Origin of the sequence: Nocardioides sp. 1609 (genome assembly GCF_004522105.1) — a bacterium.
In the GTDB taxonomy this organism is placed as follows: domain Bacteria; phylum Actinomycetota; class Actinomycetes; order Propionibacteriales; family Nocardioidaceae; genus Nocardioides.
Window position 1 is genome coordinate 33765 of record NZ_SPUJ01000002.1, and the last position, 26352, is coordinate 60116.

At 74.3% G+C, this 26352-nt stretch carries 25 protein-coding genes; 6 read left to right on the forward strand and 19 right to left on the reverse strand.

Features of this window, described 5'->3' with window-relative positions; translation table 11 throughout:
- The first annotated feature begins 16 nt into the window (after positions 1-16).
- Positions 17-1312, forward strand: a complete 1296-nt coding sequence (locus tag E4623_RS05185) for an isochorismate synthase (protein ID WP_134765486.1) — start codon at positions 17-19, stop codon at positions 1310-1312.
- A 124-nt stretch (positions 1313-1436) separates the two neighbouring features.
- On the opposite strand, the gene E4623_RS05190 is transcribed toward E4623_RS05185, so the two are convergent.
- Positions 1437-2093, reverse strand: coding sequence for an MBL fold metallo-hydrolase (locus tag E4623_RS05190; RefSeq protein ID WP_134765487.1), 657 nt, complete (start codon positions 2091-2093; stop codon positions 1437-1439).
- Between the two features lie 145 nt (positions 2094-2238).
- On the reverse strand, positions 2239-2844 hold the full coding sequence (locus E4623_RS05200; RefSeq protein WP_134765489.1) for a YdeI/OmpD-associated family protein: 606 nt from the start codon (positions 2842-2844) through the stop codon (positions 2239-2241).
- A 34-nt stretch (positions 2845-2878) separates the two neighbouring features.
- On the opposite strand from E4623_RS05200, the gene E4623_RS23110 reads away from it, so the two are divergent.
- On the forward strand, positions 2879-4228 hold the full coding sequence (locus tag E4623_RS23110) for a GNAT family N-acetyltransferase (protein WP_134765490.1): 1350 nt from the start codon (positions 2879-2881) through the stop codon (positions 4226-4228).
- Between the two features lie 7 nt (positions 4229-4235).
- Here the strand turns inward: E4623_RS23110 and E4623_RS05210 are convergent, their stop codons facing one another.
- From E4623_RS05210 to E4623_RS05230, 5 genes are read right to left on the reverse strand one after another with little or no spacing between them, the layout of a single operon-like run.
- The gene (locus E4623_RS05210; RefSeq protein ID WP_134765491.1) at positions 4236-6128 is read right to left on the reverse strand and encodes a Na+/H+ antiporter; all 1893 of its coding nucleotides are present in this window, start codon (positions 6126-6128) and stop codon (positions 4236-4238) included.
- Positions 6129-6177: 49 nt separating this feature from the next.
- Entirely contained in the window at positions 6178-7305 is a 1128-nt protein-coding gene (locus E4623_RS05215; RefSeq protein ID WP_134765492.1) for a hypothetical protein, read from the reverse strand.
- A gap of 34 nt (positions 7306-7339) precedes the next feature.
- Positions 7340-8965, reverse strand: a complete 1626-nt coding sequence (gene menD / locus E4623_RS05220) for a 2-succinyl-5-enolpyruvyl-6-hydroxy-3-cyclohexene-1-carboxylic-acid synthase (RefSeq protein WP_134765493.1) — start codon at positions 8963-8965, stop codon at positions 7340-7342.
- Positions 8962-9921, reverse strand: a complete 960-nt coding sequence (locus E4623_RS05225) for an o-succinylbenzoate synthase (protein WP_134765494.1) — start codon at positions 9919-9921, stop codon at positions 8962-8964. Before E4623_RS05225 ends, menD begins: the two co-directional genes overlap by 4 nt.
- Positions 9918-10910, reverse strand: coding sequence for an AMP-binding protein (locus E4623_RS05230; protein WP_134765495.1), 993 nt, complete (start codon positions 10908-10910; stop codon positions 9918-9920). The genes E4623_RS05225 and E4623_RS05230 overlap by 4 nt, the downstream gene beginning before the upstream one ends.
- Positions 10911-11027: 117 nt before the next feature.
- Here E4623_RS05230 and E4623_RS05235 point away from each other — a divergent pair, with 117 nt between their 5' ends.
- On the forward strand, positions 11028-11909 hold the full coding sequence (locus E4623_RS05235; protein ID WP_134765496.1) for a 1,4-dihydroxy-2-naphthoate polyprenyltransferase: 882 nt from the start codon (positions 11028-11030) through the stop codon (positions 11907-11909).
- 10 nt (positions 11910-11919) lie between these two features.
- On the forward strand, positions 11920-12054 hold the full coding sequence (locus E4623_RS23300) for a hypothetical protein (RefSeq protein WP_262347567.1): 135 nt from the start codon (positions 11920-11922) through the stop codon (positions 12052-12054).
- 18 nt (positions 12055-12072) lie between these two features.
- On the opposite strand, the gene E4623_RS05240 is transcribed toward E4623_RS23300, so the two are convergent.
- Positions 12073-12336, reverse strand: coding sequence for a DUF4229 domain-containing protein (locus E4623_RS05240; protein ID WP_167736492.1), 264 nt, complete (start codon positions 12334-12336; stop codon positions 12073-12075).
- A gap of 55 nt (positions 12337-12391) precedes the next feature.
- On the opposite strand from E4623_RS05240, the gene E4623_RS05245 reads away from it, so the two are divergent.
- Positions 12392-12598 (forward strand): hypothetical protein, encoded by a 207-nt coding sequence (locus E4623_RS05245; RefSeq protein WP_209020527.1) that lies wholly within the window; start codon positions 12392-12394, stop codon positions 12596-12598.
- Positions 12599-12848: 250 nt separating this feature from the next.
- Here the strand turns inward: E4623_RS05245 and ccsB are convergent, their stop codons facing one another.
- Genes ccsB through hemL form a run of 6 tightly spaced genes read right to left on the reverse strand, consistent with a single transcriptional unit; the run spans position 12849 to position 18803 of the window.
- Positions 12849-13862, reverse strand: a complete 1014-nt coding sequence (gene ccsB, locus E4623_RS05250; protein ID WP_134765498.1) for a c-type cytochrome biogenesis protein CcsB — start codon at positions 13860-13862, stop codon at positions 12849-12851.
- Complete coding sequence (locus E4623_RS05255; RefSeq protein WP_134765499.1) at positions 13859-15496, reverse strand: cytochrome c biogenesis protein ResB; 1638 nt, start codon at positions 15494-15496, stop codon at positions 13859-13861. The genes ccsB and E4623_RS05255 overlap by 4 nt, the downstream gene beginning before the upstream one ends.
- Complete coding sequence (locus tag E4623_RS05260) at positions 15496-16263, reverse strand: cytochrome c biogenesis protein CcdA (RefSeq protein ID WP_134765500.1); 768 nt, start codon at positions 16261-16263, stop codon at positions 15496-15498. The genes E4623_RS05255 and E4623_RS05260 overlap by 1 nt, the downstream gene beginning before the upstream one ends.
- On the reverse strand, positions 16256-16822 hold the full coding sequence (locus E4623_RS05265; RefSeq protein WP_134765501.1) for a TlpA disulfide reductase family protein: 567 nt from the start codon (positions 16820-16822) through the stop codon (positions 16256-16258). The genes E4623_RS05260 and E4623_RS05265 overlap by 8 nt, the downstream gene beginning before the upstream one ends.
- On the reverse strand, positions 16822-17499 hold the full coding sequence (locus E4623_RS05270; RefSeq protein WP_134765502.1) for a histidine phosphatase family protein: 678 nt from the start codon (positions 17497-17499) through the stop codon (positions 16822-16824). The genes E4623_RS05265 and E4623_RS05270 overlap by 1 nt, the downstream gene beginning before the upstream one ends.
- A 23-nt stretch (positions 17500-17522) precedes the next feature.
- Complete coding sequence (gene hemL, locus E4623_RS05275; RefSeq protein ID WP_134765684.1) at positions 17523-18803, reverse strand: glutamate-1-semialdehyde 2,1-aminomutase; 1281 nt, start codon at positions 18801-18803, stop codon at positions 17523-17525.
- Between the two features lie 284 nt (positions 18804-19087).
- Between hemL and E4623_RS05280 the strand changes: the two genes are divergently transcribed.
- Positions 19088-20362: a lytic transglycosylase domain-containing protein gene (locus E4623_RS05280; RefSeq protein WP_134765503.1), complete on the forward strand. Its 1275-nt coding sequence runs from the start codon at positions 19088-19090 to the stop codon at positions 20360-20362.
- 10 nt (positions 20363-20372) lie between these two features.
- Here E4623_RS05280 and hemB read toward each other — a convergent pair whose 3' ends face one another.
- The 5 genes from hemB to E4623_RS05305 all read right to left on the reverse strand — a co-directional run bounded on the left by hemB (position 20373) and on the right by E4623_RS05305 (position 26266).
- Entirely contained in the window at positions 20373-21371 is a 999-nt protein-coding gene (gene hemB, locus E4623_RS05285; protein WP_134765504.1) for a porphobilinogen synthase, read from the reverse strand.
- Between the two features lie 147 nt (positions 21372-21518).
- Positions 21519-23216, reverse strand: a complete 1698-nt coding sequence (locus tag E4623_RS05290; protein WP_134765505.1) for a uroporphyrinogen-III synthase — start codon at positions 23214-23216, stop codon at positions 21519-21521.
- Positions 23213-24235, reverse strand: a complete 1023-nt coding sequence (gene hemC, locus E4623_RS05295) for a hydroxymethylbilane synthase (RefSeq protein ID WP_134765506.1) — start codon at positions 24233-24235, stop codon at positions 23213-23215. The genes E4623_RS05290 and hemC overlap by 4 nt, the downstream gene beginning before the upstream one ends.
- On the reverse strand, positions 24232-25611 hold the full coding sequence (locus E4623_RS05300; RefSeq protein ID WP_134765507.1) for a glutamyl-tRNA reductase: 1380 nt from the start codon (positions 25609-25611) through the stop codon (positions 24232-24234). The genes hemC and E4623_RS05300 overlap by 4 nt, the downstream gene beginning before the upstream one ends.
- Before the next feature lie 10 nt (positions 25612-25621).
- Positions 25622-26266, reverse strand: coding sequence for a redox-sensing transcriptional repressor Rex (locus tag E4623_RS05305; protein ID WP_245154914.1), 645 nt, complete (start codon positions 26264-26266; stop codon positions 25622-25624).
- Positions 26267-26352: the final 86 nt, after the last annotated feature.

Genomic DNA, 26352 nt, shown 5'->3' on the forward strand with positions numbered 1-26352 from the left:
TGAGTACCCTCTCGGGGTGACTCAAGGTGCTCCGGCGGGCGGTGCTGCGCCCCACGCCTTGCCGCTGGTCGTCCGGACCGCGGCCCTCGACGCCGACGCCGTCGCCTCCCTCGTCGACCTCCTCCCGGCCGGCGATCCGGTCGCCTGGCTGCGCCGCGGCGACGGGGTCGTGGGGTGGGGTGTCGCCGCGTCGGTCCGCACCAGCGGTCCGCGCCGCTTCGAGGACGCCGACGCCTGGTGGGGCGAGCAAGCCGCGCACGCCGTCGTCCGCGACGACGTCGACCTGCCCGGCACCGGGCTCCTCTGCTTCGGCTCGTTCGCCTTCACCGACGGGGCCGCCGAGGAGTCCGTGCTCGTCGTCCCGGAGGTCATCGTCGGCCGCCGCGACGACGTCACCTGGGTCACCACCATCGCCCGCGGCGAGCTCCGGCTCCACGACGTCCCGCTCGAGCCGCAGCCGGCACCGCCCGAGCCGGTCAACCTCCGGTTCGCCGACGGCGCGCGCAGCGGCGAGGAGTGGATGGGCGTCGTCGCCGACGCCGTCGCCCGGATCGGCGCCGGCGACCTGGAGAAGGTCGTCCTCGCGCGCGACCTGATCGCCACCGCCGACGAGCCGGTCGACGTCCGCTACCCGGTGCGCCGGCTGGCCGAGGCCTACCCCACGTGCTGGACCTTCCACGTCGACGGCCTGTTCGGCGCCACGCCCGAGCTGCTCGTGCGCCGCGAGCGCGGCCTGGTCACCTCCCGCGTGCTGGCCGGCACCATCCGCCGGACCGGCGACGACGAGCGCGACCTGGCCCTGGCCGCCACCCTCGCCCGCTCGTCGAAGGACCTCGAAGAGCACGAGTACGCCGTCCGCTCGGTCGCCGACGCGCTCGGCCCGCACTGCTCGTCGATGAACGTGCCCGAGGCGCCGTTCGTGCTGCACCTGCCCAACGTGATGCACCTGGCCACCGACGTGGCCGGCGTCGTCGGCGTCGTCGGCGACGCCGTCGCCGTCTCGTCGCTGGCCCTGGCCTCCGCCCTGCACCCCTCGGCCGCCGTCGGCGGCACCCCGACCCGGGTCGCGGTCGACCTGATCGCCGAGATCGAGGGCATGCGGCGCGGCCGGTACGCCGGCCCGGTCGGCTGGATGGACGCCACCGGTGACGGCGAGTGGGGCATCGCGCTGCGCTCGGCCGAGATCGACAGCCCCGCCCGCACCACGATCCGCCTCTTCGCCGGCTGCGGCATCGTCGCCGACTCCGACCCCGCCGCCGAGCTGGTCGAGTCGCAGGCCAAGCTCGTCCCGGTCCGCGACGCGTTGGGCTGACCGCGCGGGCGGGGCGGTCCGGGAGGCGCAGGACCAGCCGCCCCCCGCGTGCAATTGCCGCTCCTGGCTCGGTTCCGGGCCCGCGAATCGAGCCAGCGTCGGCAATTGCACGCTGCGGGCAGGCTCAGCCCAGGTCCGTCCCGTCGGCCAGCCGCACGAACGTGCGGCCGCTGTCCGGCCCGCCGACGGCGAGGTTGTTCATGTGCATCTCGACCATGCCGAGACCGACGTCGCTGTAGACGCGGTCGTGGATGGCGAGGGTGCGCGGGGCGGCGACGTCGCGCACGAAGTCGATCGCCTCGCCGACCTTGAGCCACGGCGCGGAGACCGGGGCGAGCAGGACGTCGACCGGCTCGCCGGGGCCGGTGAGCGAGTCGCCGGGGTGGTAGACCCGCTCGTCGCCGACGGTCAGCAGGAAGCCGGAGTTGTCGATGCGCGGGTAGTCGGCGTGGATGACGGCGTGCTTCTCGCCGACCACGCGCACCGGCAGCCCGACGTCGAGGACGTCGCCCGGCGCGACCACGGTGACCCGCTCGGCGACGTCCGGCGCCTGCGCGCGGATCTCGTCGGCGACGGCCCCGATCGTGTGGATCGCCGCGCTCCCCGAGCCGGCCGCGCGCAGGTGCTCGACGTCGAGGTGGTCGGGGTGCTGGTGGGTGATGAGGACGATGTCCGCGCCGTCCACCGCCTCGCGCTGCGTGAACGAGCCGGGGTCGATGACGACGACGACGCCATCGTGCTCGATCCGGACGCAGGCGTGGCCGAACTTGGTGAGCCTCATGGGTCCAACCTAGCCCGCGGACGACGCCCGCCAGGGCCGCTCACGCCCGCTCACCCGCCCCGCCCACGCCCCGCTCACCCGCCCCGCCCACGCCCCGCTCCCCCGCCCCGCCCACGCCCCGCTCACCCGCCCCGCCCACGCCCGCTCACACGCCCCGCTCACCGCGCGCCGCGGCGTCCGCGAACCGTGCGATCCGGGCCGCCCGGGTCTCCGGCTTCCTGGCGGTCACGACCTGGGTGAGCATCTGCTTGCGGGTCGACGGAGGGAACGAGTCCCAGTGCGCGCGGGCGCCCGGACGCTCGGCGAGGGCCGCCTCGAGGTCGGGCGGGACGACGAGGTCCTCGACGTCGTCGAGCAGCGTCCACGACCCGTTGACGTGGGCGAGGTCGAGGACGGCCCGGCCGGCCGGCTGCATCCGCCCCTCGGCGTACAGGCGCTCGACCCGCTGCTTGTTGGGCCGCGACCACCCGCTGGTCGGCCGGCGCGGGGCGAACCACATCCGCGCGCGCTGCTCGTCGACCGTGCCCGCGGTGCTGTCGATCCAGCCCCACGCGAGCGCCTCGACGACCTGCTCCTCGTAGCCGACCGCCGGCCGCCCGGTGGCCCGGCGCCACTGGTAGACCCAGACGCCGGAGCCGCGGGCGTGGTGCGCGGCGAGCCAGGCCCGCCACTGCTCGAGCGTCTCGGGGTGCACGTAGGGCCGCCCGTCGTGGGCCTCCCCCTCGTCGGGCGCGGGTGCCGGCGCGGTCATCCGTCGATGGTGCCAGCCGTCCTAGGCTTGCGCCATGGACACGGTGCGGGTCGCCGTCCCGGACGACGCCGAGGCGCTCGTCGTCCTTCACGAGGCCTGCTGGCGCGAGGCGTACGCCGACCTGCTGTCCGCCGCGACCATCGACGGCGTCTTCGCCGACCGGACCGCGCACCTCGCGAGCCGCCGGGAGCGGCTGGCCGACCCGGCGCGACCGACGTACGTGGTCGAGCGGGACGGCGAGCCGGTCGGCTTCGCCACGGCCGGCCCGGCCCGGCACGACGACGCCCCGGTGCCGGTCGAGCTGTACGGGATCTACGCCCGCGCCGCGGTCTGGGGCGAGGGCGTCGGACACGCCCTGCTCGCCGCGGCGCTCGGCGGCCGGCCGGCGTACCTCTGGGTGCTGGACGGCAACGACCGCGCCACCGCCTTCTACCGCCGGCACGGCTTCGAGCTCGACGGCGCGGCGGAGGAGCACCCGGAGGGCCGGCACCTGCGGATGGTCCGCCGCACCTCCTGGGACGCCGGCTCGGCAGGTGACAGGATCGGGCGCATGCTCGCCCTCACCGGCTCCACCGGGGCGCTCGGCGGCCCCGTCGCCCACGCGCTCGCCGACCTCCGCCCCCGGCTGCTCGTCCGCGACCCGGCCCGGGCCCCGCAGCTCGGCGGGCAGTCGGGCGGCGTCCACGTCACGCCCTACGACGACGCGGCGGCCGCGACGGCCGCGCTCGAGGGCGTCGACCTGCTGTTCATGGTCTCGGCCGCCGAGTCGGAGCACCGGCGCCGCGAGCACCGCACGTTCGTGGAGGCCGCGGCCCGGGCCGGGGTGCGGCACGTCGTCTACACGTCGTTCTCCGGCGCGGCCCCCGACGCGACGTTCACGCTCGGCCGCGACCACCACGACACCGAGGTCGCGATCCGCGACAGCGGGATGGACTTCACCATCCTGCGGGACGCCTTCTACGCCGACGTGCTGCCGCTCTTCGCGGACGCCTCCGGTGCGATCCGCGGCCCGGCCGGGCACGGCAGCGTGGCCGCGGTGGCGCGGGCCGACGTCGCGGACGCCGCCGTCGCGGTGCTCCGCGACCCGCAGGCGCACCTCGGGGCGACGTACACGCTGACCGGGCCGGAGGCGCTGACCCTCGACGAGGTCGCCACCCGCGCCGGCGCCGTCCTGGGACGCGAGCTGCGCTACGAGCCGGAGTCGCTCGAGGCGGCCTACGCCGCCCGCCGGGCGGCCTACCCGGACGCCGGCGAGTGGCAGCTCGACGCCTGGGTGAGCACCTACGTCGCCATCGCCGACGGGTCCTGCGCCGCCGTCACCGGCGACGTCCGGCGGCTCACCGGGCGAGCGGCCCGCACGCTCGAGCAGGCCCTCGGCGGCTGACCCGGTCTCAGGCGGTCACGTGGTGCACGTAGCACCAGCGCCACTCCTCGCCCTCCTCGGCGGACTGCATCACCGGGTGGCCGGTCTCCTGGAAGTGCGTGGTCGCGTGGCGGTCGGGTGAGGAGTCGCAGCACCCGACGTGGCCGCACTCGAGGCACTGGCGCAGCGCGACCCACCGGTTGCCCTTCGCGACGCAGGCCGGGCAGGTGCCGTCGGTGACGGTCTCGACGACGGGGTGCTCGGCGAGGTGCTCGCACTCCTCCCCCGGTCGACGCACGGCGGAGGTCCGCAGCTCGGCCCGCTCCTGGGTGGCGAGGTCGAGCATCGACTCCTCGACGTCGAGCATCGCCAGCACCTCGGCCACCACCACGGACGGCGTCGTGCCCTCCGAGCGGATCGCGAGCACCCGGCGGCGCTCGGCCTCGATCATCGTCAGCCGCAGCCGGCCGTAGAGCTCGCTCGGGGTCTCCTCGTCGGCGGTGGTGCCGAGCCGCTCCCAGGCCGCGAAGTTGCGCTGCTCGATGCGCTGCTTGATGAGGCTGACGACACCGTGGAGGTCGTCCTCGTCGAGGGACTTGAGCTTCTTGAAGCCGGCCTTCGAGGCCTGCTGGAGCAGGGTGGCGCGGGCCAGGGCGTCGTCCATCGGGTCCGGCGAGGGGACGTTCAGCCGCCGCGCCAGCACGGGCAGGCTCAGTCCCTGGAGGAGCAGGGTGCCGGCCACCACGGTGAACGCGACGAGCAGCAGCACGTCGCGGTACTCCGCCTCCGCCGGGATCACGAAGGCAGCGGCCAGGGTGACGACGCCGCGCATGCCGGCCCACCCGAGCAGGAAGGTGTACGTCGGCGGTGGGACCGCCCGGGTCTCGCGGTCGCCGACGTTGCGGGCGAGCAGGTAGCGCGCCGGGAAGACCCAGGCGAGCCGCAGCACGATGACCCCGACGAGCGAGAGCCCGCACGCCAGCACGACACGGGTGCCCGACACGTCGCTGTCGCCGACGGCCTCGACGAGGCTGGCCGCCTGCAGCCCGATGAGCAGGAAGACGACGTTCTCGAGGACGAAGGCGATGGTGCGCCAGTTGGTGCGCTCGGCGATGCGGGACTGGGCGGTCTGCAGGATCGGCGCCCGGTGGCCCAGCAGCAGGCCGGCGACCACGACGGCGATGACGCCGGAGGCGCTGATCTCCTCGGCCCCGACGTAGGCGGCGTAGGGGACGATCAGCGAGAGCGCGGTGTCCATGAGCGGGTCGGTGAGCTTGCGGCGCAGGAAGGCCACGACGAGGAAGCCCACCAGGCCGACCAGCACGCCGCCGCCGGCGGCGACCACGAAGTCGAGGGCGACGCCGGCGGCGGTGACGTCCTCGACGTGGCCGCCCCCGTGGCCGTGCGCGGCCAGCCCGCCGGCGGCGAGCGCCGTGCGCAGCGCGACGAGCGCGGTGGCGTCGTTGAGCAGCGACTCGCCCTCGAGGATGGTGGTGATCCGGCGGGGCAGCCCGATCCGGCGTCCGACGGCGGTGGCGGCGACGGCGTCCGGTGGCGCCACGACGGCGCCGATAGCGAAGGCCAGGCCCCACCCGAGGCCGGGCAGCAGCGCGTGCAGCAGGACGGCGATCCCGGCCGCGGTGAAGATGACCAGGCCGACCGAGAGCAGCAGGATGGTGCGCAGGTTGGCGCGGAAGTCGACGAGGGAGGTCTGGATCGCGGTGGCGTACAGCAGGGGTGGCAGCAGCCCGAAGAGCACGACGTCCGCCTCGAGCCGGACCTCCAGGACCCCGGGCACGTAGGACACCGCGACGCCGGCGACGATCAGGACGAGCGGGGCAGGGATCTCGATCCGGTTGGCGACCGCGGTGACCGCGAGGACGCTGACGGCGAGCGAGACGAGAAGCAGGGCGATCTCCACCGCACCATTCTCCCCGCTCGCGGGGTCGGTGCCTGCATCGTGTCCAGGCTCAGCGGCGGCTCTTGTCGATCTCGTCGGCCACGGCCTGGAACGCCTCGGTGTACTCGATCGTCGGCAGCCCCAGGAACCCCAGGTTGACGTCGAGCGAGGAGGTCGCCGACGACGCGGTCTCGTCGAAGCCGGTGATCATCTCGCCGCTGACGCCCAGGAACTCGTTGACGGTCGGCTGGATCGGGGTCAGGTCGAGGCCGCGCACCGCCAGGTCGAGGTCGTAGACCGCCGCCCGCATGCCGGCCGACCCGGCGAGCGCCCCCGCCAGGTCGTCGTCGGTGGTGGCCCTGCTGAGGTCGTCGCTGGCCTTGCCGAAGTCGGTGGAGAACGTCTGCAGCGCGAGGGTGTAGCCGGCGGCCGCCTCGTCGCTGACCCGCCCCGACGGGGCCGCACTGGTCGTCTGGCTCGTCGGGTCGCTGGTGGGGTCGCTGGTGGGGTCGCTGGTCGGGTCGGACGTGGCGTCGCTGGTCGCCGCGCTGGACGAGCCCGAGTCGTCGGCGACGGGGTCCTCGTCGTCGCCGCCGGCGAGCACCAGGGCGAGCACCACGGCGACGACGACCGCGGCCGCGGTCACCCCGAGCCCGACGTAGAGCCCGGTCCGGGAGCGACGGCTCGGCGTCGGCGTCCACGACGCCGGCCCGCCGGGGTAGCCCTGCTGGTAGGACTGCTGGTAGGGCTGGGTCGGGTGGGGCCGGCCCGGGTAGCCCGGGGCGTGCGTCGGCGCGCCCGGCCCGCCGTACGTCCCGGTGCTCGACTGCACCAGGGTGCGGAACCGGACGACGTCCGACTCGCTGACCCGGCCGACCGCGAAGCCGAGGACGGCGCAGGCCCACTGGCCGCGCGCGACGTCGGACGGTCCGGGCGGGGTCTTGCTCCGGCGCCCGCCGGCGACGCGGGCACCGGCCTCGCCGGCGGCGGGCAGTGCGTCGGTGCCGGCGTCCATCGCCGCGAGCATCGCGCCGAAGGCTCCGGAGCGGATCGCCTCGGCGAGGAGGTCGACGTCGTCGCGCGAGACCTCGCCGCGACGGACGGCGTCGTCGAGGACCCCGCGGAACGCAGCCGGGTCGTCGAAGACCTGCCGACCGCTCTGCAGGCCGAGCGCGTACAGACGGTCGTGGAGCTCCATGGACGAATCGTAGGTCGAGTCCGACCCGGACGCGTCAGCGCGGCGACGAGGTCCCGGACGTCGGGGACGCGGGGGCCGTCAGCGACCGGATCGCGAGGTCCAGCTCACGGCGGTCGTCGCGGCGGACCCGCACCTCGACGACCTCGATGCCGCCGTTGGGCGAGGCCAGGGCCTGCTCGAGCTCGGGGAGGCTGCCGACCTCGAGGTGCGGCGTCCGGGTGGCGGCGCAGAGCGCGGCCAGGTCGACGCCGTGCGGGGTGCCGAACAGCGCCTCGAACCGGTCGGCGTGCTCGGGTGCGCCCTGCTCGAGCGTCGTGAAGATCGCACCGCCGTCGTCGTTGACCACGACGATCACGAGGTCGGGTCGCGGCTCGGTCGGCCCGAGCACCAGGCCGTTGCTGTCGTGGAGGAAGGTGACGTCGCCCATCAGCGCGATCGTCGATCCGTGCCGGCGGCCCAGCGCGGCGCCGACGGCGGTCGAGATCGTGCCGTCGATGCCGGCGAGACCGCGGTTGGCGACCACCTTGCGACGCTCGCCCACCCCGGTCGGCCGGGCCATGATGTCGAGGTCGCGGATCGGGCTCGACGCCCCGACGACCAGCTGCATGCCGGCCCCGACGGCGCGGTGCACCGCCCCCGCCACCTCGTACGGCGTCAGGTCGGGCCGCCCGGCGAGCAGCGCGTCGAGCCGGCGGGCGACGTCACGGTCGGCGGCCCGCCACTCCTCGAGCCAGGCCGGGTCGTCGGCGCCGGCGACGGCGTACGCGGCGGCGGTGCCGGCGACCGGGTAGGGGCGCTCGGCCCAGGCGCCGCGGCCGGGGACCGACAGCACCTCGACGTCGGCCCGGGCGAGCAGCCGCTGCACCGGACGCGACAGCGTCGGGCTCCCGTGGACGACGGCCCGTTCGACCCGGCCGGCCAGGCCGCCGCCCCCGCCGAGCAGCAGGCGGTAGCAGCGCAGCGCGTTCCCACCGGTCCTCGACCCCGACGACGGCTCGGCGAGCAGCGGCCACCCGGCCGCCTCGGCGAGCCGGCGGGCAGGCGGGCCGGCGTCGTCCCCGGCGACGACGACGGTGCGCGGGCCGAGCGGCAGCTCGACCGGCTCCGGCGGGTCGGGCCACGACATCGACCACTCGCCCCCGCCGGCGTCCCACCGGGAGTCGGGGAGCAGCGGGTCGTCGAGCTGCACGTTGAGGTGGACCGGGCCGTCGCCGTCGAGCTCGAGGGGCTGCGGCGACGCGAGGTCGACGGTCGGCACCAGCGGGCCGAAGACCCCGACCTGGTCGGTGGTCTGGTTGGCGTCGGTGCCGCGCATCCTCGCCGGACGGTCGGCGGTGACGACGACGATCGGGACGCCGGCGTGCACGGCCTCGAGCACGGCCGGGTGCAGGTTGGCGACGGCGGTGCCGGAGGTGCAGACGACGGCGGCGCGGGCGTGGCTGCGGGTCAGCCCGAGGGCCAGGAAGCCGGCCGTCCGCTCGTCGACGCGGGTGTGCAGCCGCACGTGGTCGTCGCGGGCGGCGTCGAAGAACGCGAACGACAGCGGGGCGTTGCGGCTGCCCGGGGCGATGACGACCTCCGAGATCCCGGCGGCGAGCAGCTGCCGGACGACGTCGCGCGCCAGCTCGGTGGCACTGACGGGGGCGCGGTCGGCGGTCATGGACCCTCTCCTCGGGTGACGGCGGCGAGCCGGGCCGTCCAGTGCGCGACCCGGTCGGGCGGGGCGGCGAGCCGGTCGAACGCGGCGAGGTCGACGACGGGCGCCCCGGCGGGCGGGACGGGCAGGACGCCGTCGACGGGCAGCAGCGGCGTCACCGCCACGTCATCGGTGAGGAGCTGGACGGTGGCCAGCCCGCACGCGTGGGGCAGCTCGGGCAGGGCGGCCGCGAGCGCCAGGCCGGCCGCGATCCCGACCGAGGTCTCCAGCGCCGAGGACACGACGACCGGCAGCCCGATGTCCTCGGCGATCCGCAGGCAGGCCCGCACCCCGCCCAGCGGCTGCACCTTGAGGACGGCGATGTCGGCGGCCTCCAGGTCGCGGACCCGGTAGGGGTCGACCGCGCGGCGGATCGACTCGTCGGCGGCGATCGGGACGTCGACGCGGCGGCGCACGAGCGCGAGGTCCTCCACGGTCGCGACCGGCTGCTCGACGTACTCGATGCCGCCGGCGGCGGCGTCCAGGCGCCGGATCGCCGTGACGGCGTCGTCGACCGACCAGCCGCCGTTGGCATCGACCCGGACGGCGCCGCCGGGCCCGAGCGCGGCGCGGACGGCGGCGACCCGCTCCTCGTCGTCGGCGAGGGACTGGCCGGGCTCGGCCACCTTGACCTTCGCGGTGCGGCAGCCGCCGGCGAGCACGATCCGGTGGGCGCGGTCGGGGTCGACGGCCGGCACGGTGACGTTGACCGCGACCTCGGTCCGCAGCGGCGCGGGCCAGTCGCCGGCGGCCGCCTCGCGGGCGCACGCGAGCCAGGGCCGGGCCGTCGGGGCGTCGTACTCGAGGAACGGGCTCCACTCGCCCCAGCCGGCGGCTCCCTCGACGAGCGCGACCTCGCGCACGGTGATGCCGCGGAACCGGGTCGTCATCGGGATGGAGAGGACCCGCAGCCCGCTCATCGGGCCAGCTCCCGCAACCGCACCCGGTCGGGCTTGCCGTTGGCCAGCAGCGGGATCGCGTCGAGGACGACGACCTGGCGCGGCGCCCAGGCGCGGGGGTGCACGGCGGTGACCCAGGCGCGCAGCGCGGTCGCGTCGAGGTCGGCGCCGCCGACGCCGGCGGGGGCGACGAACGCGACGAGCCGGTTGCCCCACTCCTCGTCGGGGACGCCGAGCACCTCGGCCTCGGCCACGCCCGGGTGGGCGCGCAGCCGGGCGGCGACCGCCGGGCCGGGCACGTTCACGCCGCCGCTGACGACGACGTCGTCGATCCGGCCGAGCACCTGCAGCCGGCCGTCGTCGGCGACCCGGCCGGCGTCGGCGGTGACGAACCAGCCGTCCACGAGCGTGCGCGCGGTGAGGTCGGGGTCGCCGTCGTACCGGTCGAACAGGGTGGGTCCGCCCAGCCGGATCCGGCCGGTGTCGTCGACGTCGACCTCGACGCCGTCGAGCGGGACGCCGTCGTAGACGCAGCCGCCGGCGGTCTCGGCCGCGCCGTACGTCGCCACGACGCGGACGCCGGCCGCCGTGGCGCGGGCCCGGAGCGCGGGGTCGACCGGGCCGCCGCCCAGGAGCACCGTGTGGGCGCGGGCCAGGGCGGAGCGGTCGGCCGGGTCGGCGTCCTCGAGGATCCGGTGCAGCTGCGTGGGCACCAGGCTGGTGAACCACCCGTCGCCGTCCGGCCAGCGGGCGGGGTCCGTCAGCGGCTCGTGACCGGCGACCAGCGAGCGGCACACCACCTGGAGGCCGGCGACGTAGCCGAGGGGCAGCCGGAGGGCCCACGGCCCGGTGCCGCCCAGCCGGTCGGCGCTGGCGGCCACCGAGGCGAGCACGGCCCGGCGCGACAGCACCACGCGCTTGGGGGTGCCGGAGGACCCGGACGTCTCGACCACCAGCGGCTCCGGCTCGCCGGGGGCGGCGAGCCACGCACGCAGCCGGGGGACGTCCATCCCCCGAATGTAGTGGCGCGGCCACCGGGCCCCCGCCCGGCCCGTCGTCCGCACCCCCGGTCCTCCGGCGAGCCACCTGGCGACGGGCGTCGCGCCCCGTCCTGCTTGAATCCCTGGGTGGCGACGGCGGCTGAGTGGGTGCAGGGCGCACGTCCGCGCACCCTGCCGGCCGCCGTGGCCCCGGTCCTCGCCGGCACCGGCGTCGCGGCGCACGACGGCGACGCCGTCTGGTGGAAGGCCCTCCTCGCGCTGCTGGTCAGCCTGGCCCTCCAGGTCGCCGTCAACTACGCCAACGACTACTCCGACGGCATCCGCGGCACCGACGACGTCCGGGTCGGGCCGATGCGCCTCGTGGGCTCCCGCGTCGCGACGCCGAGCGCGGTGAAGCGGGCGGCGTTCCTCGCCTTCGGCGTCGCCGGCGCCGCCGGGCTCGTCCTCGCCGCGACGACCGCCTGGTGGCTGGTCGCCGTCGGGCTGGTGAGCGTGGTGGCCGCCTGGTACTACACGGGCGGCTCGACGCCGTACGGCTACCTCGGGCTCGGCGAGGTGATGGTCTTCGTCTTCTTCGGCCTGGTGGCGGTCGTCGGCACGACGTACGTGCAGACCGAGGCGTGGTCGTGGGCTGCGCTCGCCGCCGCCTGCGGGATCGGCGCGCTGGCCTGCGCGATCCTGGTCGTCAACAACCTCCGCGACATCCCGACCGACACCGACGCCGGCAAGCGGACCCTCGCGGTCCGGCTCGGCGACCCCGCCACCCGGCGCTTCTACGTCGTCCTCGTCGCGGTCGCCGCCGCCGCCGTCGTCGCGGTCGCGGCCCTCACCTCGTGGTGGGCGCTGCTCGGCCTCGGCTTCCTCGTCGTCGCCGGACGCGGCGTCCGGACGGTGCTCGGCGGCGCGACCGGCCCGCGCCTGATCCCGGTGCTGCAGTCGACCGGGATCGGCGAGCTGGCGTGGGCCGTGCTCGTCGCCGTCCCGCTGCTCCTCACCGGAGCGGCGTAGGGTCGGACCCATGTTCTGGATCCTGCTGCTCGTGGTCGTCCTCGGCGTCGCCGCCTACCGGTTCCGCGTGCCGCTGCTCGCCAAGATCCTGGGGCAGCCGCAGAGCCGCATCGAACGCCGGCTCGAGCAGCGCAAGCGCCGCTGAGCGGCCCCGCCGGCGCGCTCAGTCGGGCACGTCCTCCTTGGCCGCCCGCTCGTCCATCTTGTCGCTGATCCGGCCGGCCCGCTGCTCGACGTGGCGGGCGAGGCGGTCGCGCGGCCCGCTGAGCACGAAGTAGGACCCGATGCCGCTGAGCACGAACGCGATGAGGAAGGTCAGCCCGAGGGCCGCCTCGCCCGCCACCAACAACCAGGCGCCGGTCACGGCGGCCCAGGTCAGCAGGAACAGTCCGATCCGCAGCGCGGTGTAGACGACGAAGTCCTTCACACCTCCAGGGTAGGCGGTCGGGGCGTGCTCACCAGCATCGATCTACTCTGGAGGCGTGCTCCGGTTCGTGTTCCTGCTGATCCTGTTCGCGGTGGCGATCTACCTGCTGGTCCGCGTGTTCCAGGAGCGCGGCATGATCCCCGACCGACCCGCCCGGCCGCGACGTCCCGGTCCGCGCAGGATCGTCGCGCCCGACGACGACGAGGACTTCCTCCGCGACCTCGACCGCAAGCGCCGCGAGCCCGAGGATCCCGACGCCTGACGCGACGAAGTCGCGGCAGGCGTCATCGGTGGTCGAGCAAGGAGTCAAGATGAGGCCTGACGCGACGAAGTCGCGGCAGGCGTCATCGGTGGTCGAGCAAGGAGTCACGGGCTGAGCCCGCGAGGCGCGTGAACCGACGCGTCGAGACCTCTGGCCCACCGAGGCCAAGCCAGTGCGACGAGCCAGTCGAAAGCAACCGCTGAGGGACGAGGCCGCGACCAGCGCGCCGAGACCTCCGGTACAGCGTCGCTCAACCTCCGGACGGGAGGTCTCCAGGCACCGCCGGCGCCACCGCGACCGGGCGGGCGTCGGGCTCACCGCCGGCGTAGGAGTGCTGGGAGCTCGTCGAGAAGTAGTTGATCCCGATGAAGTTGAACCACAGGGTGGCCAGGCCCACGCAGGCCAGGACGGCGGCGTTGCGGCCCTTCCAGCCGGCCGTGGCGCGCGCGTGCAGGTAGGCGGCGTAGACGACCCAGGTGATGAACGCCCAGACCTCCTTGGGGTCCCAGTTCCAGTAGCGCGACCAGGCCTCGTGCGCCCAGATCGGGCCGGTGATGAGGACCGCGAAGGTCCAGACGGGGAACGCGAAGGCGTGGATCCGGTACGCCGTGCGGTCGAGGACCGCGAGCGAGGGGATCCGTGCCATCGGGCCGGAGGTGGCCTCGCCCGTGCGCAGCTTGACGAGGTAGACGATCGAGAGGATGCCGCCGATGGTGAACGCACCGGTGGCGATCACCGCGGACACGACGTGGATCACCAGCCAGTAGGAGTTCAGCGCCTCGGTGAGCGGCGCGACCTCGTCGTGCAGCCAGATCACCGCGACCATCAGCGTCGCGGTCACGAAGCCGAGCACGATCGGTGCCATCCACTGCAGGGAGTACCTGCGCAGCAGCACGAGGTACATCAGCGCGACGACGAAGGTGCCGGAGACGGTGAACTCGTACATGTTGCCCCACGGCACCCGGTTGGGGTCCGCGGCCATGCCACGCCCCAGCAGGGCCACGAAGTGCCCGGCGACCGCGACGACGGTCAGGAGCACGCCGAGCCGGCCGAGGAACTCCGTGCGCTGCGACGGCTCCCCGCCTCCGGTCTCGACCTCGACCAGGACGTCGCCGGCAGCCTGGCTCTCCACCCCGGTGCGCGCGACGCGGGGCTGGCGCAGCGACGCCCACTCGGCGAGGTGCACGAGCAGCGCGAGGAAGTAGACGACCCCCGCGGCCCCGATCGCCTGGTTGCTCAGGGTCTCCCACCCGGCGTTGGTCATGCCTTCTCCTCCTCGGCCCGGCCCTGCAGGGCGGCCACGATCTCGTCGAGCACGTCGGTCAGGTCGGCGCCGCCGGAGCGGTCGAGCAGACCCACCTCCACCATGGTCGCACCACCACCGTGACCGGACTCCTCACCCTCCCAGTCACTGTCTGCGCGACGTGCCGTGACCCACACCCGGCGCGGCCGGATGAACAGCGACCCGAGCAGGCCCAGCAGGGCCAGGACGACGCCGCCGAGCGCGACCTCCTTGCCGGGGCTCTGGCTGATCTGCACCCGCACCCACGGCTGGACGTCGTCGAAGCTGACCGAGCCCAGGCCGTCGGGCAGCTGCACGGTCTCGCCGAGCTGCAGGTCGAGGCGCAGCTGCGTGCCGTCGGCGTCGTCGACCGGTGTCGCGTCGGAGGTGTCGAGCACGTAGACCGACTGGGGCACGCCGTCGTCGAGACCGAGGTCGCCGGTCCAGACGTTCATCGAGATCAGCGGGTTCGCGAGCGCCGGGAAGACGGTGACCGGGTTGCCGTCGATGAACTCGAACGACGGGTAGAGCACCCCCTCGAGCCCGATCTGGCCGGCCCGCGACGGTGCCTTGACCACGCCGAACGAGAGGAACGACGGGTCCTGCGGGAGGAACACCGTGGGTCCGCTGTAGGCGACGTCGCCGTTGCCGTCGCGCACCGTGATCACCGGGGCGTAGCCGTGCCCGATGAGGAACACGTCGGTGTCGCCGATCGAGAGCGGGTGGTTGACCCGCAGGTCGTAGGTCTCCTCCTCGCCGTCGAGGCCCTCGCGGTAGGTGATCGGCGCCCGGAACTCACGCGCGGTCCCGGCGGCGGACCCCTCGGTGAGCCAGGTGATGTCGAAGTCGTCGACGGTGAAGGTGAACGGGTCGAAGTCGTCGGCGCCGAACAGGCTGCCCGGGTCGAGGTCGTCGTAGGACGCCGCGGTGTTGGAGAAGGTGCCGCCCGCGAGCCCCGACGACGGGTTCCCGGCGAGCACGATGACGCCGCCCTGGTAGCCCCGGAGGCTGCCGACGGCGAAGCCGACCAGCACCACGATGACCGAGACGTGGAAGACCAGGTTGCCGAACTCGCGCAGGTAGCCCTTCTCCGCGCTCACGCCGGCGGCGGGGTCCTCGCCCTCGACCCGGAGGCGGTAGCGCTTGCCCCGCAGCGCCGCGCGCGCCCGTGCGAGCACGACCTCGGGGTCGTCGTCGGTCTCGTACGCCGCGTGGTCGGGCAGCCGCGAGAGGTTGCGCGGGACCCCGGGCGGCTGGGCGCGGAGCGCCCGGGCGTAGACGAGCGTGCGCGGGATGATGCAGCCGACGAGGGAGATCATCAGCAGCAGGTAGATCGCGGAGAACCACGCCGAGTCGTAGACCGAGAACAGTCCGAGCCGCTCGTAGACCGGCGTCAGGTTCGGGTGGGCCTCCTTCCACTGCGAGACCTCGAGCGCGTCCACCCCGGACTGCGGGATGACCGAGCCCGGCACCGCGGCCAGCGCGAGGAGCAGCAGCAGGACCAGGGCGGTGCGCATCGACGTCAGCTGACGCCAGGCCCAGCGGGCCAGCTCACGGGTCCCCAGCTCGCCGGGACGGCGGGTGGGCAGGTCGGAGTGCTGGCGCAGGTCGGACATCAGACCGGCACCTGGAAGCCGCCGACGAGACGCACCTGCACCCACTGCACGGCCCACTCCCACCAGCCGGTGAGGAAGAGCACGCCGATCACCACCAGCATCGCCCCCCCGATCTGCATGACGGCCCGCTGGTGCTTGCGCACCCACGACAGCGCCCGCAACGAGCGGGCGTAGAACAGGCCGACGACGATGAACGGGATGCCGAGGCCCAGGGCGTACGCCGCCGAGAGCACGCCCCCGCGCGCGGCCGTGGCGCCGTCGGTGCTGTAGGTCAGGGTGAGGATCACCCCGAACGTCGGGCCGATGCACGGCGCCCACCCGAACGCGAAGAGCGCGCCGAGGAGCGGAGCGGCCCCGAGCCCGACCGCCGGCACCCGGTGGATGCGCCACTCGCGCTGCAGCCACGGGACGGCCCCGGCGAAGACGAGGCCGAGCACGATCAGCACGATGCCCATGCCGACCCTGATCTGGTCGTCGTAGCGTCGGACCGAGACGCCGATCCCGCCGAGCGCCGTCCCGATGAGGACGAAGACGACGGTGAAGCCCAGCACGAAGAGCACCGACCCGAGCAGCATCCGGCCGCGCCGGTTCGAGGCCTCGCCGGCGGCGAGGTCGGCGCCGGAGATGCCGGTGGCGTAGGACAGGTAGCCCGGCAGCAGCGGGATCACGCACGGGCTGAAGAACGAGACCAACCCGGCGATCAACGCCACGGGGAGGGCGAGCGCGAGCGAACCGGCGGCGGCCTGCTCCTTGAACCAGTCACCCATCGGCGTTCGCGACGTCCTCGACGAGGTCCTCGAGCGTGGTGGCCGAGGTGACCGCCCCCGTGATGAGGGCGGCGACCCGGCCCTGCTCGTCGAGCACGTACGTCGTCGGCGGGGACGTCGGGGCCCAGCGGCCCAGCTGCAGGACGCCGGTCCCGGTGTCGGCGATCGTCGGGTACTCGATCCCGAACTCGCGCTCGAAGGAGCGGGCGTTCTCGAAGGAGTTCTCGCGGAAGCTCAGGCCGACGAAGGCGGCGTCGATCTCCTCGGAGGCAGTCTTGAGCACCGGTGCCTCGTCGCGGCACGGGTTGCACCACGAGCCCCACACGTTGAGGACGACGACCTGCCCGCGCAGGTCGGCCAGGTCGAGCCGCTCGCCGTCGAGGGTCTCCCCCGCGATGTCGACGGTGGCGCCGCGGTCGTCGAGCGGGACCAGGGTGATCGCGCCGTCGCCGTAGACGAAGTTGGCGTCGCCGGTGCCGTCGAGCCCACCGCTGCACCCGGCCGCGAGCGCGAGGGCGGGCGTGAGGAGGGCTGCTGCGACGAACCGGCGGGCGCGCATCAGGGTCGCTTCTCCTCCGGCGCGTTGCCGGCCGAGAAGGGCGCGCCCTTGTCGCCGACCGGGATGAGGTCGCCCGCGGGCTCGCTGTAGGCGACCCGGGTGAGCCGGTCGCCGACGAAGTGCAGCGACGTCAGCGAGCACAGCGTGCACTGCCGGTTCTTGGGGTGGTGCAGGTAGGACCGCTTCTCGGCGGCCAGCCGGGTGATCCAGATCGGCAGCTGGTGGGAGACCACGACGGCCTCGTGGCCGGCAGCCGCCTCGCGCGCGTCGTGGACCGCGGCCATCATCCGTGCCACGACCTTGTCGTAGGGCTCACCCCACGACGGCCTGAAGGGGTTCCACAGGTGCCGCCAGGTGGCGGGGTTCCTGAGCGAGTTGCGGCCCTTGCCGAACGTCATTCCCTCGAACTTGTTGGTCGACTCGAGCACCCGCTCGTCGAGGACCGGCGTGAGGCCGCGGACCAGCGCCAGCGGCGCGGCCGTCTCCTGGGCCCGCTCCAGCGGGGAGGACACCAGGTGCACGATGTCGCGGTCCTTGATGGTGTCGGCGACCTTCTCCGCCATCCGGTTGCCGAGGTCGGAGAGGTGGAAGCCGTCGCGACGGCCGTAGAGGACGCCCGCGGGGTTGTGGACCTCCCCGTGGCGGAGGAGGTGGACGATGGTGTCGGAGGTGCTCACGCGTTGCTCATCTCTGGGGGCGCTCACTTCTGGGTCCGGGCGGCGGCTCGGGCGGCGCCCGGGAGGGCGTCGAGGATCGTCTGGACGGCGGCGTCGTCGTGCGCCGAGGACAGGAACCACGCCTCGTAGGCCGACGGCGGCAGGTAGACACCGGCGTCCAGCATGGCGTGGAAGAAGGCGGCGTACGCCGCGACGTCGGTGCGGGAGGCCTCGGTGAAGTCGCGCACCGGGCCCTCGCACAGGAAGACCGAGAACATCGTGCCGGCCGACTGGATCGTGTGGGCCACGCCGGCCGCGGCCAGGGCCTCCGCGGTGGCGGCCTTGACGGTGTCGCCGGTGGCGGTGAGGTGGGCGTAGACGTCGTCGGTGGCCAGCCGGAGCGTGGCCAGCCCGGCGGTGGTCGCGACGGGGTTCCCCGAGAGCGTCCCGGCCTGGTAGACGGGGCCCTCGGGCGCGAGCATCGACATCACGTCGGCCCGGCCGCCGAACGCCGCGGCCGGGAAGCCGCCGCCCATCACCTTGCCGAAGGTCATCAGGTCGGGAACCCAGCCCTCGACGGCACCGTCGAGACCCCACTGACCCTGGCGCGAGGCGCGGAAGCCGGTCATCACCTCGTCGCTGACGAACAGCGCGCCGTGCCGGGTGCAGGTCTCGGAGAGGAACCGGTTGAACCCGGGCTCGGGCGGGACGACACCCATGTTGCCGGGGGCGGCCTCGGTGATCACGCAGGCGATCCGGTCTCCGTGCTCGGCGAACGCGGCGGTGACGGCGGCGCGGTCGTTGTAGGGCAGGACGAGGGTCAGCTCGGTGGAGGACACCGGCACGCCGGGGGTGCCCGGCACCGCGAACGTGATGAGGCCGGAGCCCGCCGAGGCCAGCAGCGCGTCGACGTGGCCGTGGTAGCAGCCGGCGAACTTCACCACGACCTCGCGGCCGGTGAAGCCGCGGGCCAGCCGGATCGCCGACATCGTGGCCTCGGTGCCGGAGGAGACGAAGCGCACCCGCTCGACCGGCGTCCGGGCCAGGATCTCCTCGCCCAGCTCGACCTCGGGCTCGGTCGGCGCGCCGTACGACGTGCCGCGGGCGACGGCGGCCAGCACCGCCTCCTGGACCTCGGGGTGGGCGTGCCCGACGAGCATCGGCCCCCAGGAGCAGACCAGGTCGACGTAGGTGTTGCCGTCGACGTCGGTGAGCCGGGCGCCGGCGGCGGAACGGATGAAGCGCGGGGTGCCGCCGACGGCGTTGAACGCCCGGACCGGCGAGGACACGCCGCCGGGGATCACGGCGCGAGCCCGCTCGAACATCGCGCGCGAGGCGGCGTCGACGAGCGCGTCGGGGGCGACGGGCGCGGTGTCGTCCGGGGTGCTGGTGGAGGTCACCCCGCCATTGTCTCCGAGGGTGGGTACGAGACCACGATCGGGACCTGCTCCACGGCGGGGGTTGCCGCGACATCGTGTCCGTGATCACATGGGCCCGGCCCCCGCGTTGCTCCTGCGTAACCGGACGCCGTCCGGCTCGTTGTGGTTTCCGTCACGGTGACATGGGGTACAGGGAGCACCGCGCTCAGGCCCGGCACAGGAGAAGAACAATGCCCGTCTCACGGTTCGGCACTCTGCAGAAGGCGTCAGCGATCGTGCCGCTGGCCCTGTTGTCCGTCGCGTGGACGGCCAGCCTGACCACCACCGGGTCCGCCTCGGGTCGCGCGGCGTCGGCCGATCGCGAGGGCCTGCTCCCCGACGGGTCCCGGGTCCCGGCCCAGGCGATCGAGGCCCCGGCCTCGGTCTCCGCACCGAACCGCACCTCCGGCTCCGTCGGCGGCGTCGAGGGCGACGCCCGGCAGATCGTGGCGGGCTCGTCGACCAGCGGCATCCCGGCTCCGGCGCTCGCTGCCTACCAGCGCGCCGAGACGGTGATCAACGCCGCCGACAAGTCCTGCAACCTGTCCTGGCAGCTGGTCGCGGCGATCGGCCGGGTCGAGTCCGACCACGGCCGGTTCGGCGGGAGCGAGCTCGACGTCGACGGCGTCGCCTCCCCCGCCATCCGGGGCATCCCGCTCGACGGCCGCAACAACACCGCGGTCATCCGCGACACCGACGCCGGGCAGTACGACGGCGACCCGACCTTCGACCGCGCCGTCGGACCGATGCAGTTCATCCCCTCCACCTGGGCCGTGGTCGGGGTGGACGCCGACAACGACGGCATCCGCGACCCGCAGGACATCGACGACGCCGCGCTGGCGACCGCGGTCTACCTCTGCTCCGGCAAGGACGACCTCGCGACGCTCGCCGGCCAGCGCGCCAGCGTCTTCCGCTACAACCACTCCGAGGCCTACGTCGACCTCGTCCTCTCGATCATGGACGCCTACCTCGACGGCGACTTCTCCTCCGTCCCGGAGGGCACCTCGGCGGCCGGCAACGCCGACCCCACCCCGCTCCCGGGCGGCAACGGCGGCACCGGGCGCGGTGACGGCGACCGTGACCGGGGCGGACCCCGCGACCAGCCCGCCCCCAGCGCCGAGGAGGTGCCCGGACCCGACCCGACCGGCACCAGTGAGCCCGACGACGGCGGGTCCGACGACGGCGGCAGCGGTGCCGGTGACGGTTCCGGCGGTGGCTCCGGTGACGGTGGCACCGGCGGTGGCTCCGGCGGCTCGGGTGGCTCCGGTGGTGGCGGCGGCGCCCCTGACGTCCCCGACGTCCCCGAGGTCATCCCCACGGAGCTGCCCACCACCGGCGTCGAACCCGTCGACGACCTCCTGTCGATGACACAAGCGATCGTCAGGTGTACCGCCGAGGGATACATCAACAACCTGCTCAGAAACGACGACCCCTTCGACCTGTGCGTCAAGAGGTACACGACCTGAGCCAGCGCGGTCAGCCTCCGAGCAAACCTGCCGCCTCGGCCGCCCAGTAGGTGAGCACGATGTCGGCCCCGGCGCGCCGGATCGACATCAGCGTCTCCAGGATCGCGGCCTCGCGGTCGATCCACCCGTGCGCGGCGGCGGCCTCGACCATCGAGTACTCGCCGGAGATGTTGTACGCCGCCACCGGCACGTCGACGGCGTCGCGGACCCGACGCAGCACGTCGAGGTAGGCCAGGGCGGGCTTGACCATGACGATGTCGGCGCCCTCGGCGATGTCGAGGAGCGCCTCGCGGACGCCCTCGCGCCCGTTGGCGGGGTCCTGCTGGTAGGTCCGGCGGTCGCCCTGCAGCGAGGAGTCGACGGCCTCGCGGAACGGACCGAAGAAGGCGGAGGCGTACTTGGCCGAGTAGGCCAGGACGGCGACGTCGGTGTGGCCGGCGCCGTCGAGGGCGTCGCGGACCACCGCGACCTGGCCGTCCATCATGCCGCTGGGACCGACCAGGTCGACGCCGGCCGCGGCCTGGGCGCGCGCCATCTCGGCGTACACCTCGAGGGTGGCGTCGTTGTCGACCCGGCCGTCGGCGGTCAGCACCCCGCAGTGGCCGTGGTCGGTGAACTCGTCGAGGCACAGGTCGGCCATCACCGGCAGCGCGTCACCGACCTCGGCGACGACGTCGACGATGGCCCGGTTCAGGACGCCGTCAGGGTCGACGGCGCCGGACCCCACGGCGTCCTTGTGCTCGGGAATGCCGAACAGCATGATCCCGGCGAGCCCGAGCCCGGCCGCCTCCGCGGCCGCCCTCCGCAGGCTGTCGGGCGAGTGCTGGACGACGCCCGGCATCGACGAGATCGGCCGCGGCTCGGTGAGCCCCTCCCGCACGAAGACCGGCAGCACCAGCTGGCGCGCCTCCAACGACGTCTCCGCCACCGCGCGGCGCAGCGCCGGCGTCGTCCGCAGTCGGCGGGGGCGGATCGTGGGGCGGCGGACGTGGGGTGCGGCGTCGGTCATGACTGGATCCTGCTCCCTCGGGCTGTTCGCGGTCACACCGGCCGTCCGGGCGGACTGGGCGGCCTGTCCCTGAACCTGGGGGCCGGGATCCCGGCCCCCAGGTTCAGATTTCCCCGGTCGACCGGGGAAACCCCGCCGCGCCGAACCTCACGCCTTCGCGCGGCTCGACCGTCGCGCGGACGGCTTCCGGTCGGAGGGCTTGGTGACCGGCTCGCCGGCCTCGACCATGGCGGAGCGGCGGGCCCCGCCGAAGTCGGCGAGGGCGCGGACCAGCTCGTCGACGTCCGGCTTGGGGGCCAGGACGTCGACCCGGAGGCCGTGCTCCTCGGCGGTCTTGGCCGTCGCGGGGCCGATGACGGCGATGACGGTGGACGGGTGCGGCTTGCCGGCGATGCCGACCAGGTTGCGCACGGTCGAGGACGACGTGAACACGACCGCGTCGAAGCGACCGGACTTGATCGCGTCGCGCACCGGCGCCGGGGGCGGGGTGGCCCGCACGGTGCGGTAGGCGGTGACGTCGTCGCACTCCCAGCCGAGGTCGACCAGGCCGGCCACGAGGGTCTCGGTGGCGATGTCGGCGCGGGGCAGGAAGACCCGGTTGATGGGGTCAAGCACCTCGTCGTACTCGGGCCAGTCGGCGAGCAGGCCGGCGGCCGACTGCTCGCCCGAGGGCACCAGGTCGGCGCGCAGGCCCCACGCGGCGATCGCGGCGGCGGTCTTGTCGCCGACGGCGGCGATCTTGAGGCCCGAGAAGGCACGGGCGTCGAGGCCGTACTCCTCGAACTTCTCGCGGACCGCGCGGACGGCGTTGACCGAGGTGAACGCGATCCACTCGTAGCGGCCCTCGACGAGACCGCGCACGGCCTTGTCCATCTGCAGCGGGTTGCGCGGCGGCTCGACCGAGATCGTCGGCACCTCCTCGGGCACGGCGCCGTAGCCGCGCAGGCCGATGGAGAGCGAGGCGGCCTGGTCCTTGGTGCGCGGCACCAGCACGCGCCAGCCGAACAGCGGCTTGGTCTCGAACCACGACAGCGTGTCGCGCAGGTCGACGACGTCGCCGACGACGGTGATCGCCGGCGGGGACATCCGGGCGGCGCGGGCGTCGGCCGCGATGTGCTCGAGCGTCGAGGCGACGGTCTGCTGCTCGGTGGTGGTGCCGACCCGGGTCATCGCGACGGGGGTCTGCGGCGAGCGGCCGGCGGCGACGAGCGCCTTGGCGACGTCGGCGATCTGGCCGACGGCCGAGAGCAGCACGAGGGTGCGGTTGTCGCCGTAGCGGCTCCAGTCGACCTTGTCGCCGCAGGTGACGACGGCGAGCTCGCGGTGGTCCTTGGTGGTCAGCGGGATGCCGGCGTACGCCGGGACCGCCGAGACCGACGAGACGCCGGGGACGATCTCGAAGCCGATGCCGGCCTTGGCACAGGCCTGGGCCTCCTCCGGCCCGGAGGCGTACAGGAACGGCTCGCCGGACAGCAGGCGGACGACCCGCAGGCCGCGCTTGGCCTGCTTGACGACGAGCTTGGCGCGGTTGGCGTGGGTGAGGGGCTGGCCGTCCTCACCGAAACCGCCGTCGACCAGCTCGGGCCCGACGGGCTCAGCCGGCTCGACCGGCGCGACGTCGGTGCCGTCGACCGCGTCGGCCGGCTCGACCGGCGTCGGCAGGCCGAGCAGCGTGCGGACGAGCCCGGCGTGCTCGGGCGTCTCGGTGACGACGACGTCGGCCTGACGGATCAGGTCGACGGCGCGGACCGTCAGCAGGTCGGGATCACCGGGGCCGCTGCCGACGAACGACACCCACGAGCGGGCGATCAGGTCGGCAACGGAGGGGGACTTGGCTCGCGTCATGGGTTCTGCACCTCTGCAACTGGGTTTTCCTGGGACGACGGCGGCTGCTGCGCCGCAGCCCTGCCGTCCGCTGTGGCTGGTCTCGCAGCTGATGGGTTCAGCTGTCCTGCTCCGTCGGCGAGCATCTCGCTCGCCAGCCGGTTTCCGACGCCCGCGGCGTCGGCCGGGTCACCCGCTGCGGACTTCCGCACCGAGAGCGACCCGTCGGGTGAGAGCGCCACGGCCCTCACCCAGAGCTCATCTCCGTCGTCACCCTCGACGACCAGGGCCAGCGCCCCGATGGGCGCCGAGCAGCCGCCCTCGAGGGTGGCCAGCAACGCCCGCTCGGCCTCGACCGCCGCCCGCGAGGCCGCGTCGTCGAGACGGGCCAGCTCCAGCGCCAGGGGGTCGCCGTCGCGGCACTCCACCGCGAGCGCACCCTGGCCGGGGGCGGGAAGCATCTGCAAGGGGTCCAGCACCTCCGTGACGTCGGCCAGCCGGTCGATCCGGGCCAGACCGGCGCGGGCGAGGACGACGCCGTCGAGCTCACCGTCGAGCACCTTGCCGATCCTGGTGTCGACGTTCCCACGGACGCCGACGACGTCCAAACCGAGACCGAGGGCGTGCAGCTGTGCGGCGCGGCGCGGCGAGCCGGTGCCGACCCGACTGCCGGCGGGGAGCTCGCCGAGGGTCAGCCCGTCGCGGGCGACGACGGCGTCACGCGGGTCCTCGCGCACCGGGATCGCGGCCAGCGTGATGCCGGGCGCCGGCTGCGTGGGGAGGTCCTTGAGGGAGTGGACGGCGACGTCGACCCGGCCGTCGACCAGCGCCTCGCGCAGCGCGCCGACGAAGACGCCGGTGACCGAGGAGCCGACCAGCGGGGTGCCCGCGGCCTGGCTGCGGTCGCCGTCGGTGGTGATCTCGACCAGCTCGACCTCGTGGCCGAGGTGCTCGCGGATCAGGTCGGCGACGTGCCCGGCCTGGGTGGTGGCCAGGAGGCTGCGACGGGTGCCGACGCGGACCGCGGTGGCGGACGTCATGGCGTGCCCCCCTCGGCGTCGGAGTCCCCGCGGCGCTGCTCGTCGGCGGAGCGGGACGAGGTGGACGAGGAAGGGCGGGGGGTGGCGTTGACGTCGGGACGGGTGACGGCGTCGACCGCCTCCGGGTCGAGCGCGAACAGCTCGGCGAGCGCGCGCTCGTAGGACACCGCGCCCTGCTCGTTGGCGAGCTCGCGGACCCGGACGGTCGGCTCGTGCAGCAGCTTGTCGGCGACGCGGCGCACCGTGTGGCGGATCTCGGCGCGCGAGGCGTCGTCGAGCCGGGGCAGGCGCGCCTCGAGCCGGGTCATCTCGGCGTCGACGACCGCGGTGGCCATCGAGCGGAGCGCGACGACGGTCGGGGTGACGCTGGACTGGCGCCGTGCGGTGAGGAAGGCGTCGACCTCCTCGCCGACGACGCGGCGGACCTCGACGACCTCGCGTCCGGCGTCGGTGTCGGCGAGGGTCTCGGCCAGCTCGGCCAGCCCGATGAGGGTCACCCCGGGCAGGTCGGCGACGCTCGGCTCGACGTCGTGGGGCAGTGCGAGGTCGATGACGGCCACGGGGGCCGAGTCGGCGTCGCGCACCCGGTCGACCATGTCGCGGGTGACGAGGATGCCGGTGGCGCCGGTGCAGGTGATGACGACGTCGGCGCCGGCCAGCGCGGCCGGCAGGTCGGCCAGGGCGACCGGGACGGCGGCGTACTCGAGGGCCAGGCGCGAGGCCCGGTCGGCGGAGCGGTTGACGACGCTGACGCGGGTGGCGCCGAGGCGGGTCACGGTCGCGGTGGCGAGGCCGGCCATCGCACCGGCGCCGACGACGACGACCGTGCGGCCCGCGACCGGGCCGACGGCGAGCTCGGCCCGGTCGAGCGCGGCGCTGACCAACGAGGGGGCGACGCGGTCGATGCCGGTCTCGGCGCGGGTGCGCTTGCCGACGCGCAGCGCCTGCTGGAACAGCGAGTTGAGGGCGGGTCCGACGGTGCCGACCTCCTGGCCGAGCCGGAGCGCGGCCCGGGTCTGACCCAGGATCTGGCCCTCGCCGACGGCCATCGAGTCAAGGCCGGCCGCGACCTGGAACAGGTGGGCCACCGCGCCGTCGTCGTAGTGCACGTAGAGGTGCTGGAGCATCGCCTCGGCGGTCTCGCCGGCGCGCTCGACGAGGAGCCGGGAGAGCGACTCGACGCTGCCGTGGAAGCGGTCGACGTCGGCGTAGATCTCGACCCGGTTGCACGTGGAGACGACCGTGGCCTCGGTGACGTGTGCGCAGGACGCGACGTCGGTGACGAGCTTGTGGACGCCGTCGGTGTCGAGCGCGACCCGCTCGAGGACCGAGACGGGTGCGCTGTTGTGGGAGATGCCGACGACCAGGACGCTCACAGGACACTCCTCATGACAGCTGGGCCTTCCGCTGCTCGTGGTAGGCGAGAATCTGCAGCTCGATCGACAGGTCGACCTTGCGGACGTCGACGCCGTCGGGCACCGAGATCACCGACGGGGCGAAGTTCAGGATGCTGGTGATGCCGCAGGCGACCATCCGGTCGGCGACGTCCTGGGCGGCGGCGGCAGGCGCGGCGATCACGCCGATCGCGACGCCGTGGGTGCTGACGATCTCCTCGAGGTCGTCGAAGGCACGGACGTCGACGCCGGCGACGACCTCACCGTGGCGGGAGTGGTCGGCGTCGAGCAGCGCGACGACGCGGAAGCCGCGGCTGCGGAAGCCGGAGTAGTTGGCCAGCGCGTGACCGAGGTTGCCGATCCCGACGATCACCACGGGCCAGTCCTGGGTCACGCCGATCTCGCGCGCGATCTGGTAGCGCAGGTAGTCGACGTCGTAGCCGACGCCGCGGGTGCCGTAGCTGCCGAGGTAGGAGAGGTCCTTGCGGAGCTTGGCGGAGTTGACCCCCGCGGCGGTCGCGAGCTCCTCGCTGGAGCAGGTGCGGGTGCCGGCCTCGGCGAGGGTGTTGAGGGCTCGCAGGTAGACGGGCAGGCGGGCGACGGTCGCCTCCGGGATGTCCCGGACGCTCTCGCCCAACGTTCTGCTGGGTGTCCGTGCGGTCACTGCTCTTCTCTCCAGCCGACACCCGGGGAGGGACCTCTGAGAGGGGGTCGACGCGTTCA